The organism is Streptomyces thermolilacinus SPC6 (genome assembly GCF_000478605.2).
Classification (GTDB): domain Bacteria; phylum Actinomycetota; class Actinomycetes; order Streptomycetales; family Streptomycetaceae; genus Streptomyces; species Streptomyces thermolilacinus.
The window spans coordinates 4413838-4426128 of record NZ_ASHX02000001.1 but is presented as its reverse complement, the minus strand read 5'-3'; the positions used below and the strand labels follow the sequence as shown (position 1 = coordinate 4426128).

Here is a 12291-nt window from a genome sequence, read left to right as displayed (position 1 = left end):
GGCACGCCCTGGGCATGAACAACGCCCCGCTCTCCCCGCACCCCCGCTCCCGTCTCTCCGGCGCGCCCGCCCGCGTCCTGACCGCCGCGCAGCTGAGGGCGCGCGGTGTGCCCGCGCCCGAGCTGGGTGCGCAAACCCGGCCCGGCGGCCCGTGGCAGCAGCTGCTGCCCGGCGTCTACCTGCTGCACCCGGGCCCGCCGACCGGCGAGGAGCGACTGCGGGCCGCGCTGCTGTACACGGGGCGGCGGTCCGCCGAGACCGACGCGGCCGGGTTCGGGGAGGCGATGATCACCGGGGCGGCGGCGCTGGCCCTGTACGGGCTGCCCTCGGCCGTCCCGCTGTCGGCGCTGGACCGGATCGACGTGCTGGTGCCGCGCACGCGGCGGCTGCGCTCGGCCGGCTTCGTCCGGGTCGTCCGGGCGACGCACGAGTTCCCCGAGGCGCGTGAGGTGACGGAGCTGCCGGTGGCGCCGGTGGCGCGGGCGCTGGCGGACGCGGTGGCGGAGCCCGCCGACCCGCTGGCCGTACGGCGGCTGCTGGCGGAGGCGGTGCGCGACGGGCACTGCGAACCGGCGGCGGTGGTACGGGAGCTGAGCCGGGCGCGGCTGCTGTCGCGGCCGCACGTGGTGGACGCGGTGGACGCGCTGCTCGCCGAGGGCCGGGCGGTGGCGGAGGAACGGCTGTACGCGATGGTGCGGGAGCACGGGCTGCCCGACCCGCTGTGGAACGTGGACCTGCGGCTGCCGGGCGGCCCGCACCTGGGCGGTGTGGACGCGTACTGGCCCGATCAGGCGGTGGTGGTGGAGCTCGACACGAGGGCGCCGCGCCAGGACGACGACGCGGTGTGGGCGCGGTACACCCGCAAGCGGGAGCACCTGGAGCGGCTGGGCGTCACGGTCGTCCACCTCACGCCCCGGAAGCTGCGCGACGCGCCCGACCAGCAGGCGGTCGTGGTGCGCACGGCCCTGATGGCGGCCGGCGATCGCGCGCCGGCCGCCCATGTGGTCGTCCTGCCGAGGTGACGGCGGGGTGCCGCCCTCGCGGACCGGGGGTTACGGGGCCATTGGCGCGACGGGGGCCGGGGCGGCGCGGTCCGGCTTCTTGCCGCAGAACTCGGCGTCCAGGATCTTGTCCAGGCCGCCCGCCCAGTCGCCGTTGACGTTGGCCGCCAGGGTGTGGTCGCCGCGGCGGGTCGTGACGGCGACGGAACCCGAGCCGTGGATGCCGCCGGTGTGGCCCCACACCTCCGTGCCACAGCTGAGCCGGCGCTTCATGACGCCCAGGCCGTACGCCGCGCTCGGGTCCTCCGGTCCGGTGACGGTCGTCGTCAGCTCCCTCATCTGCGCCCCGGGCAGCAGGCGGCCGGTCATCAGGGCCCGGGTGAACCGCTGGAGGTCGGCGGTGCTGGAGATCATCTCGCCCGCCGCCCAGGCGATGGACGGGTTCAGCTCGGTGACGTCGTGGACGCGGGTGGCCGGGTCGTCCGGGGCGCCGCCGAGGGTGGAGTACGCGCGGCCGCTGGGCCGGGGCATCCGGGGGTCGGTGCCGGGCACGCTGGTGGCGCCGAGCCCGAGCGGCTTGATGATCCGGCGTTCGACGGCCTCGCCGTACGGGCGTCCTGTGACCTTCTCGATGATCATCCCGGCGAGTACGTAGTTGGTGTTGGAGTAGTTCCAGGAGGCGCCGGGGGCGAAGTCCGGCTCGTGGGCCATGGCGATGGCGACGAGCTGCCCGGGGGTCCAGGTGTCGTAGCGGTGCTGGAGGAAGCCGGGGCCGAAGACCTTCTCCTGGAAGCCGGGGTCGGCCGTGACGTTGTGGATGCCGCTCGTGTGGTTGAGGATCTGGCGGATGGTGACGCGCCGCCCGTCGTGGCCGTTGCCGCGGACGACGCCGGGCAGCCACTTCTCCACGCTGTCGTCGAGGTCGAGGCGGCCTTCGGCTTCGAGCTGGAGGATGACTGTGGCGACGAACGTCTTGGTGAGGGAGCCGACGCGGAACCGGTCGTGAGGGAGGCGCTCGCGGCCGGTGGTGCGGTCGGCGACGCCCGCGCTGCCGTTCCAGACGCCGTACCGGTCCCGGGCCTGGGCGAGCACGCCGGGCGCCCCGTTGCGGACGACCTGCTCGATGACCTGCCGGGTGGCGTCGTGCCGCCCGGCGCCTGCCGTGGCGGACGCGGGGGCGGTGGTGCCGACGGCGGCGGCGGAGGCCGGGGCGGTGAGCGCGGTGGCGGTGACGGCTGCGACGGCCAGGGTCGCGACGAGTCCGGCGCGCACGGTCCGTACTGACATAAGGGGTCCCCTCCTGGGTGACTGCGGTGCTGCGGTCATCGGAGGGGACCCCTGGGGAGTGGGGGTGGTTGAGCGGAAGATCCACGACCCGGCGGTAGTTGAGCCCCTTTGAGCCAACCGCGCCGCTACGGGTTGGCCGGGGAGTACTCGGGGGCTGACCAGCGCAGGGGGGCGGCGTGAGGCGTCTCGGCGGTGCCGGTGACGGTGAAGCGGACCGTGCGGCCCTCGGGAGTGAACTCGGTACGGGCGGTGCCGGTGAGCTGGAGCGTCGCGCCGGTGGCCCAGTCGAGGAACAGCAGCCCGGCGCGGGCGTCGGCGACCAGGTTGCCGAGGGTGAGGAACATGGCGTTGCCCTGATAGTCCGGCCAGGTCAGTTCGGCGGGCGAGACGACCCGGACGAAGCCGGGGTTGCCGCCGCGGTGACTGGCGTCGGGGGCGCCGTCGGGGCCGACGGTGGCGACGAAGAACGTGTCGGCCGCGCGGACGGCCTCCGCCTGGGCGGGCGTCAGGTGCTCGCCGTGGTGGACGGGGCCGGGGACGGCGGGGTGGTCCGTCTCGTACAGCTCGCGCTTCTGGAGGTACTTCGGGCAGTTGGAGAACACCTCGTGGGCCTGGACGGCCAGACCGTGCGGGGTGGGGGTGGCGGTGCCGTTGAGGCGCATGCGGCGGCGCGTCCGCGGGTCCAGGGCGATGGTCCCGACGGGAGTGCGGCGCCCCTCGGGGAACGCGGCGGCGAGCGGGTCGTGCGCGGGGACGCCGCCGCGTACGGCGACGGTGGTGGGCCCGGTGGCCCGGACGAAGCCGGGCGGGCCGGTGAGGAGCGAGCTCCAGACGTGCCCGTCGCCGTCCGCCGCCCCGATCACCAGCATCGGCTGGAGTTCGAGGAAGGCGGCGGCGACGGGGCGGATGCCCCGGCCGATGGAGCGCCCGACGTGCTCCGCGGCGGCGCGGACGCCGACGCGGGCCTGCACGGCGAGCGAGCCCGGGTGGTAGGGGGCGGGGGTGGTGTCGTCCATGCCGGTGGCTCCGCTCGTCTGGTCGTTTCGCCCGGTCGCTTCCGGGCCGGGGTCTAGAAGAAGCCGCAGGTGGGTGCGTCGGCGTGCGGGGCGGACGCGGTCTCGGCGCCGGTCGCGGCGTAGATCTCCAGGCGGGTGCCGTCCGGGTCGTGGAAGAAGATCCCGCCGGAGGCCGCGCCCTCGCCGTGGGCGACGACCCCGTCGTACGCGAACTCGACGCCGCGTGCGGCCAGCTCCGCCTCCGCCGCCCTGACCTCGTCCATCGTGTCCACCTGGAACGCCAGGTGGTGGAGACCGGCGCGGGCCGGGGCGTAGCCGTCCTCGGCCTGCTCCCAGAGGGCGATGGCGAGGCGGCCCTCACGGCCGAGGAGGGCGTGGCGACGGCCGTCCTCCTTGCCCTCGGCGAGCAGCTCGAAGCGGAGGAGGTCCTTGTAGAAGGCCAGGGAGCGTTCGATGTCGGTCACGTTGAGGCCGACGTGTCCGGTGCGGAGCGTGCTGATCGCCGTCATGGCGGGTCCCTCTCATCGATGGATCGACTAACCGTTGATCTCGAAGTTAGTGGTTAGATTCGTTGGCGTCAACCGGTCACGTACCCTTGAGCGGTTAGCACTGGCCGGCGCCCTCTCCGGGAGAGACGACAGATGACCGCATCCGACCCGCGACCGCTCGTCGGCGAGCCCGTCTCGCTCGACCTGCTGAACACCCGCTGGGTGGCGGACGGCGCCCCGAAGGACCTGCTCACGGACGTCGAAGGGCTGGCCGTCTGGCTGGCGAGCACCGGCCTGGCCGACCGGTTCCCCGCCGACGCCGCCACCCTCGGCCACACCCTGCGGGCACGCGAGGCACTGGCCGTCGCCGTGGACTCCCCTGGCGACCCGCGCGGCGCCGCCCTCCTGAACGACGTGCTCGACCACGGCCGCATCCGGGCCACGCTCACCCTCGAAGGCCCCGGCGAGGAGGCGGAGTTCGCCGACCCCGCCTGGGGACCCGCCTGGACCGCCGCCCGCGACTACCTCGACCTGCTGCGCCGGGCGCCCGACCGCGTGCGCGCCTGCGCCCACGAGGCGTGCGTCCTGCACTTCTTCGACACCTCGCGCAACGGCACCCGCCGCTGGTGCTCGATGGCCGTCTGCGGCAATCGCGCCAAGGCGTCCCGCCACTACGCCCGTACGCGCGACAGCTGACCGGCCACACCTCCGTACACCCCGCGCGGCACACCTCCGCCCGCGCACACCTCCGCCCGCGCACCCGACCGCCGCGCCCGCGCACACCCCCTGCCCTCGCTCGCGCCGTGCGCCACCGCCCCGGCCGCAGCACCTCCCACCGCGCTCCGTGCCCCGCTCCTGTCGCGCCACCGCGCGTCTTCTGTCGCGGCCTCAACACCCGTCACACCAGCGGGAATGCGCTTTGATCCGGTTTGCTCCCGATGGCGGTCATCCCGCGATGGCGGATGTCCGCCACGAGGGCAATCCGCCTCCGGCAGCCCTCCACAAAACCCGGTCGCGTACGCAAAGCTCAGCGGTCATCCGGTACCGAATTCCGGACCGCTCCTTTCATCGACAGGGATGCTGAATGACGCTCGAACCTTCCCGTCCCATACCCGGGGCGAGACGCGCGGCCCGCATCGCGGCCGCCACGGGCCTGGTCGCCGCGCTCGTCGCGACCGGCGCCGCGCCCGCCTTCGCCGCTCCCGCAGAACCCCCGGCGACCAACCCCGAGCCCGCCAAGTCCGCCGCGGCGAAGCTCGGTTCGGACGACGCCGAACTGCTCGCCGAGGCCGAGGCCCGCGGCGAGAAGGACATCACGCTCATGGTCGCCACCGCCCCCGGCGCCACCGAGCAGGTCGCCCGCCAGCTCGACGCGGTCAAGGGCGGCACGGTCGGCCAGACGTACGACAAGCTCGGCTACGTCCGCGCCACCGTCCCGACCGCGCAGGCCGAGGCCGCCATCGGCGCCGCCGCCAAGCTGTCCAGCGTCCAGGGCATCGACCTCAAGCACGAGATCGTGCTGGACGACCCGACGCCCGCCGCCGACCGCGCCAAGGGCGCCGCCACGGCCACGACCGGCACCTACCCGGCGCCCGGCCCGAAGACCCCGGCGGTCAACCCGTACAACCCGTCCCACGAGACGGGCGCGGTCGACTTCGTCCGCAAGTACCCGACCGCGGACGGCCGCGGCGTCACCATCGGTGTCCTCGACTCCGGCATCGACGTCAGCCACCCGGCGCTCCAGAAGACCACCACCGGCGAGCGCAAGATCGTCGACTGGGTCACCGCCACCGACCCGGTGAGCGACGGCGACCAGACGTGGCGCCGCATGGACGTGGCCGTCGCCGGTCCCGCGTTCACCGCCGAGGGCCGCGGCTGGAAGGCCCCCGAGGGCGCCTACAAGTTCCGCACCTTCGCCGAGGCCGCCACCAAGGGCGGCGACATGAACGGCGACCTCAACCGCGACGGCGACACGACCGACGTCTGGGGCGTGCTGTACGACCAGGCCGCCGGCACCGTCCGCGTGGACCTCAACGGCAACGGCGACTTCGCCGACGACGAGGCGATGAAGCCGTACAAGGACGGCTTCCAGATCGGCTGGTTCGGCACGGACAACCCGGCCACCGAGGTGGCCGAGCGCATCCCGTTCGTCGTGGAGATCCGCAAGGACGTCGTCTACAACGCCGCCGGGTCCAAGGCCGACTTCGTCAACATCGGCGTCATCGAGGGCTCCCACGGCACCCACGTCGCCGGTATCACCGCGGCGAACAGCCTCTTCGGCGGCAAGATGAACGGCGCGGCGCCCGGCGCCAAGCTGGTCTCCTCGCGCGCCTGCACCTGGAGCGGCGGCTGCACCAACATCGCGCTGACCGAGGGCATGATCGACCTCGTCGTCAACCGCGGCGTGGACATCGTCAACATGTCCATCGGCGGCCTCCCGGCGCTGAACGACGGCAACAACGCCCGCGCCCGCCTCTACACCCGCCTCATCGACGAGTACGGCGTCCAGCTGGTCGTCTCGGCGGGCAACAGCGGCCCCGGCGTCAACACGATCGGCGACCCGTCCCTCGCGGACAAGGTCATCAGCGTCGGCGCGTCCGTCTCCCGCGAGACCTGGGCCGCCAACTACGGCTCCACCGTCACCACGCCGTACGCGATGATGCCGTTCTCGTCCCGCGGCCCGCGTGAGGACGGCGGCTTCACGCCGACCCTCAGCGCGCCCGGCGCGGCCGTCAACACCACGCAGACGTGGTCGCCCGGCGGCCCGGTCGCCGAGGCGGGCTACACGCTCCCGGCCGGCTACTCGATGATGCAGGGCACCTCGATGGCCGCCCCGCAGGCCACCGGCGCCATGGCGCTGATGCTCTCCGCCGCCAAGCAGCAGGGCATCGACCTGACCCCGGCGAAGCTCCGCACCGCCGTCATCAGCCAGGCCGACCACATCGCGAGCGCGCAGGCGCACGAGCAGGGCGCCGGTCTGCTGAACGTCGTCGACGCCTGGAAGGAGGTGCTCCGCGGCGCCCACGCCCACGAGTACACCGTCAAGGCGCCCGTCGACACGGCGATCGACCAGTTCCTCGCCCAGCCCGGCTTCGGCACCGGCCTGTACGACCGCGAGGGCGGCGTCAAGGTCGGCCAGGAGAAGGTCTACGAGATCACCGTCACCCGCACCACGGGTGCCGACCGTCCGATCCGGCACGAGCTGTGGTTCGAGAAGAACCACGAGAGCACGTTCCGCGTCGTCGGCAGCGACGAGGTGTACCTCCCGCTGAACAAGCCCGTCACGGTCAAGGTCGCCGCCAAGCCGCGCAGCGCCGGTGTGCACAGCGCGATCCTGGAGATCACCGACCCGAAGACCAAGGGCATCGACAAGCAGGTCATGACCACGGTCGTCGCGGCCGAGCAGCTGGCCAAGCCCGCCTTCGGCTTCTCGGCGGAGGGCACCGTCCAGCGCAACAGCCACCGGTCGCACTTCGTGAACGTCCCGGCCGGCGCGAAGTCCCTGGAGATCGCCCTCGGCGGCCTCGCCAAGGACAGCCAGACCCGGTTCGTCGCGATCCACCCGTACGGCGTGCCGTCGGACCCGACCTCGACGATCAACTGCTACCCGAACTACAACAACCCGGCGAACACCTGCCGCCCCGACCTGCGCTCGTACGCGAACCCGCAGCCGGGCGTCTGGGAGATCGAGGTCGAGTCGCGCCGCACGTCGCCGCTGCTCGACAACCCGTACAAGCTGGACGTCAGCGTGCTCGGCGCCACCTTCGACCCGGCCGTCCAGACGCTGCCCGAGGTCACCGCGGGCCAGGCCGCGCCGGTCGAGTGGACCGTCACCAACGGCTTCGCCGCGCTCGAGGGCAAGCTCAAGGCCGGCTCGCTGGGCTCCGCCAAGGTGGCCCGCCCCACGATCGCCCACCACGCGGTGCAGCGCACCACCGTGGTGATCGGTGAGGGTGTGGAGCGGTTCGACGTGGCCATCGGCAACGTCTCCGACAAGGCCGCCGACCTGGACCTGTCGGTCCTGCGCGACGGTGTGCAGGTCGGCTCGTCCGCGGACGGCGACTCCGAGGAGTCGGTGTCCCTGGTGAAGCCCGCCCCGGGCACGTACACGATCGTGGTGGACGGCTACTCGGTTCCGGCCGGTGAGACCGCCTACGACTACAAGGACGTGTACTTCTCGTCCACGCTCGGCAAGGTCACGGTGGACGAGTCCAAGTCCATCTCCCTGGCGAACGGTGCCTCGGCCGCCTTCGGCGCCCAGGTGCTGGTGAACGGCGCCGCCCCCGAGGGCCGCCAGTTCTTCGGCGAGGTGCACCTGCTGAACGCGCGCGGAACCGCCGCGGGCACCGGCAGCGTCGTGATCGGCAAGGTCACTCCGTAATCTGGAGGGATACGGAGTGAGGGGGGCGGGCGTCCGGCGGGACGCCCGCCCCCGTCCTTTGCCCCGGCCCCGCGCGGCGCGGCCCCGCCCTGCCTGGCGCGGAGCGGCACGGGTGCGGCGCGGCGAGCCCGGCGCGGGTGCCCGTCCCGTCCCCGTCCGGTCCTCCTTGTCCGCTACGGACGTGGGGCTTCTCACCCCCTGGACAATGGATTGGACAAGGCGCCCGGGGAGAGACACATCATGGTTCAGCGCCCAGCTCGTACGTACGGAGGAGTACCCGTGAAGGTAGGAATCGTCGGAGCCACCGGTCAGGTCGGCACGGTCATGCGCAAGATCCTTGCCGAGCGGAACTTCCCGGTGGACGAGCTCCGGCTGTTCGCCTCCGCGCGCTCCGCGGGCTCCACGCTGGAGTGGCAGGGCCGCGAGATCACCATCGAGGACGCCTCGGCCGCCGACTACACCGGCCTGGACATCGTGCTGTTCTCCGCCGGTGGCGCCACCTCCAAGGCGCTCGCCGAGAAGGTCGCCGGGCAGGGCGCCGTCGTGATCGACAACTCCTCCGCCTGGCGCCGCGACCCCGAGGTGCCGCTGGTCGTCTCCGAGGTGAACCCGCACGCGGTCAAGGACCGCCCCAAGGGGATCATCGCCAACCCGAACTGCACCACCATGGCCGCCATGCCGGTCCTCAAGCCGCTCCACCAGGAGGCCGGCCTCGTCGCGCTGGTCGCCACCACCTACCAGGCCGTGTCGGGCTCCGGCCTCGCCGGTGTCGCCGAGCTGGACGGGCAGGTCAAGGCCGTCGCCGGGCGCGCCACCGAGCTGACCCACGACGGCGAGGCCGTGGAGTACCCGGCGCCGGGCGTCTACAAGCGGCCCATCGCGTTCAACGTGCTCCCGCTCGCCGGTTCGATCGTGGACGACGGCTCCTTCGAGACGGACGAGGAGCAGAAGCTCCGCCACGAGTCCCGCAAGATCCTGGAGATCCCGGAGCTGAAGGTGTCCGGCACCTGCGTCCGCGTCCCGGTGTTCTCCGGCCACTCCCTGCAGGTGAACGCCCGCTTCGAGCGTCCGATCGGCGTCGAGCGCGCGTACGAGCTGCTGAAGGACGCCGAGGGCGTCGAGCTGTCCGAGATCCCGACGCCGCTCCAGGCCGCGGGCAAGGACGCCTCGTACGTGGGCCGCATCCGCGTGGACGAGACCGTCGAGCACGGCCTCGCGCTGTTCCTCTCCAACGACAACCTCCGCAAGGGTGCCGCGCTGAACGCGGTGCAGATCGCGGAGCTGGTCGCCGAGGAGCTGCGCGGCTGACCCGCGCCCCCGCCGCCGGGTGAGCGGCCCGTCACCGCCGGGTGAGGGGCCCGCCGCCGAGCGAGCGGTCCCGGGCCGCCTCAGGGGCGGTCCCGCCGATGTGCGGGGCCGCCCCTTCGCCGTACGGCCGTCTTATGCGCTCGGCGTGGCGGGTGGCCCGTGGAAGGATGGCCCCCAAAGTCGTACATGGAGGAGATGACCGGGTGCCTGGCACAAACCTGACCCGTGAAGAGGCGCGGCGGCGCGCGGCGCTGCTGACCGTGGACGCGTACGAGATCGACCTGGATCTCAGCGGCGCGCAGGAGGGCGGGACCTACAGGTCCGAGACCTCCGTGCGGTTCGAGTGCGCCGAGGAGGGCGCGGAGACGTTCATCGACCTGGTGGCCCCCGCCGTGCACGAGGTGGTGCTGAACGGCCGGCACCTGGATGTGGCGTCGGTGTTCCGGGAGTCCCGGATCACGCTGAAGCACCTGGAGCGGGGCGTCAACGAGCTGAAGGTCGTCGCCGACTGCTCGTACACGAACACCGGCGAGGGCCTGCACCGGTTCGTGGACCCGGTGGACGGCCAGGCGTACCTGTACACGCAGTTCGAGGTGCCGGACGCGCGGCGGGTGTTCGCCAGCTTCGAGCAGCCGGATCTGAAGGCGACGTTCCAGTTCACCGTGAAGGCCCCGGCGGGCTGGAAGGTGATCTCGAACTCCCCGACGCCGGAGCCGAAGGACGACGTCTGGGTCTTCGAGCCGACCCCGCGCATCTCGACGTACGTCACGGCGCTGATCGTCGGCCCGTACCACGCGGTGCACTCGACGTACGAGGGCCCGGGCGGGCAGGTCGTGCCGCTGGGCGTGTACTGCCGTCCGTCGCTGGCGGAGTTCCTCGACGCCGACGCGATCTTCGAGGTGACGCGGCAGGGCTTCGACTGGTTCCAGGAGAAGTTCGACTACGCCTACCCGTTCGCCAAGTACGACCAGCTGTTCGTGCCGGAGTTCAACGCGGGCGCGATGGAGAACGCGGGCGCCGTCACCATCCGCGACCAGTACGTCTTCCGGTCGAAGGTGACGGACGCGGCGTACGAGGTGCGGGCCGCGACGATCCTCCACGAGCTGGCCCACATGTGGTTCGGCGACCTGGTCACCATGGAGTGGTGGGACGACCTGTGGCTGAACGAGTCGTTCGCCACGTACGCGGAGGCCGCCTGCCAGGCGTACGCGCCCGGCTCGAAGTGGCCGCACTCGTGGACGACGTTCGCCAACCAGATGAAGACCTGGGCGTACCGTCAGGACCAGCTGCCGTCCACGCACCCGATCATGGCCGAGATCCGCGACCTGGACGACGTGCTCGTCAACTTCGACGGCATCACGTACGCCAAGGGCGCCTCGGTGCTGAAGCAGCTCGTCGCGTACGTCGGCATGGACGCCTTCTTCCAGGGCGTGCAGGCGTACTTCAAGCGTCACGCGTTCGGCAACACGCGCCTGTCCGACCTGCTGGGCGCGCTGGAGGAGACCTCCGGGCGCGACCTGAGGACCTGGTCGAAGAAGTGGCTGGAAACGGCCGGCATCAACATCCTGCGCCCGGTGGTGGACACCGACTCCACCGGCGTCATCACGTCGTTCGCGGTCAAGCAGGAAGCCCCGGCGCTCCCGGCGGGTGCCAAGGGCGAGGCGATCCTGCGGCCGCACCGCATCGCGGTCGGCTTCTACGACCTGGACGACGCGGGCAAGCTGGTGCGCACCGAGCGCGTCGAGCTGGACGTGGACGGCGAGCTGACCGGGGTCGAGGCGCTGGTCGGCAAGCGGCGCCCGGCGGTCGTCCTGCTGAACGACGACGACCTGTCGTACGCGAAGGTCCGCCTCGACGAGGAGTCGCTGCGCAACGTCGTGGCGCACCTGGGCGACTTCACCGAGTCGCTGCCGCGCGCGCTGTGCTGGGCGTCGGCGTGGGACATGACCCGCGACGGCGAACTGGCCACCCGCGCCTACCTGGACCTGGTGCTTTCGGGTGTCGCCAAGGAGTCGGACATCGGCGTCGTGCAGAGCCTGCACCGGCAGGTGAAGCTGGCGCTCGACCTGTACGCGGCGCCGGACTGGCGCGAGACGGGCCTGGCGCGCTGGACGGAGGCCACGCTGGAGCACCTGCGGGCGGCCGAGCCGGGCAGCGACCACCAGCTGGCGTGGGCGCGGGCGTTCGCGGCGACGGCCCGCACGGACGAGCAGCTCGACCTGCTGGCGGCGCTGCTGGACGGCTCGGAGACGGTCGAGGGCCTGGTCGTGGACACGGAGCTGCGCTGGGCGTTCGTGGAGCGCCTCGCGGCGACCGGCCGGTTCGGCGCCGACGAGATCGCCGCCGAGCACGAGCGGGACAGGACGGCCGCCGGTGAGCGGCACGCGGCCACGGCGATGGCGGCGCGCCCGACGGCGGAGGCCAAGGCCGAGGCGTGGGCGTCGGTCGTGGAGTCCGACACGCTGCCGAACGCCGTGCAGGAGGCCGTGATCGCGGGCTTCGTGCAGACGGACCAGCGGGAGCTGCTGGAGCCGTACACGGAGAAGTTCTTCGCGGCGGTCAAGGGCGTGTGGGAGTCCCGGTCCCACGAGATGGCCCAGCAGATCGCGGTCGGTCTGTACCCGTCGCTCCAGGTGTCGCGGGCGACGCTGGACCGGACGGACGCGTGGCTGGAGAGCGCCGAGCCGAACGCGGCGCTGCGCCGCCTGGTCTCGGAGTCCCGTTCGGGTGTGGAGCGGGCGCTGAAGGCGCAGGCCGCCGACAGGTGAGCCGACCGGTCCTGATCCAGGGCCGTTGATCCAGGCCGGTGA

Annotated in this window: 8 protein-coding genes; 5 read left to right on the top strand and 3 right to left on the bottom strand. The window is 72.7% G+C overall.

Annotation, left to right across the window (positions count from 1 at the left end):
* Positions 1 to 14: 14 nt before the first annotated feature.
* Complete coding sequence (locus J116_RS19185) at positions 15 to 1022, top strand: hypothetical protein (RefSeq protein ID WP_023588694.1); 1008 nt, start codon at positions 15 to 17, stop codon at positions 1020 to 1022.
* 30 nt (positions 1023 to 1052) lie between these two features.
* Here J116_RS19185 and J116_RS19180 read toward each other — a convergent pair whose 3' ends face one another.
* The 3 genes from J116_RS19180 to J116_RS19170 all read right to left on the bottom strand — a co-directional run bounded on the left by J116_RS19180 (position 1053) and on the right by J116_RS19170 (position 3813).
* Entirely contained in the window at positions 1053 to 2288 is a 1236-nt protein-coding gene (locus J116_RS19180; RefSeq protein ID WP_023588693.1) for a serine hydrolase domain-containing protein, read from the bottom strand.
* Positions 2289 to 2413: 125 nt separating this feature from the next.
* A complete protein-coding gene (locus J116_RS19175; protein WP_023588692.1) occupies positions 2414 to 3304 on the bottom strand; it encodes a pyridoxamine 5'-phosphate oxidase family protein in 891 nt (296 codons plus the stop codon).
* Positions 3305 to 3357: 53 nt separating this feature from the next.
* On the bottom strand, positions 3358 to 3813 hold the full coding sequence (locus tag J116_RS19170; protein WP_023588691.1) for a VOC family protein: 456 nt from the start codon (positions 3811 to 3813) through the stop codon (positions 3358 to 3360).
* 132 nt (positions 3814 to 3945) lie between these two features.
* On the opposite strand from J116_RS19170, the gene J116_RS19165 reads away from it, so the two are divergent.
* The 4 genes from J116_RS19165 (at position 3946) to pepN (ending at position 12249) form a co-directional block, all read left to right on the top strand.
* Positions 3946 to 4488: a CGNR zinc finger domain-containing protein gene (locus tag J116_RS19165; RefSeq protein WP_023588690.1), complete on the top strand. Its 543-nt coding sequence runs from the start codon at positions 3946 to 3948 to the stop codon at positions 4486 to 4488.
* 388 nt (positions 4489 to 4876) lie between these two features.
* Positions 4877 to 8173 (top strand): S8 family serine peptidase, encoded by a 3297-nt coding sequence (locus J116_RS19160; protein WP_023588689.1) that lies wholly within the window; start codon positions 4877 to 4879, stop codon positions 8171 to 8173.
* 279 nt (positions 8174 to 8452) lie between these two features.
* Positions 8453 to 9481, top strand: coding sequence for an aspartate-semialdehyde dehydrogenase (locus J116_RS19155; RefSeq protein ID WP_023588688.1), 1029 nt, complete (start codon positions 8453 to 8455; stop codon positions 9479 to 9481).
* Between the two features lie 203 nt (positions 9482 to 9684).
* Positions 9685 to 12249, top strand: coding sequence for an aminopeptidase N (gene pepN / locus J116_RS19150; RefSeq protein ID WP_023588687.1), 2565 nt, complete (start codon positions 9685 to 9687; stop codon positions 12247 to 12249).
* Positions 12250 to 12291 lie beyond the last annotated feature (42 nt).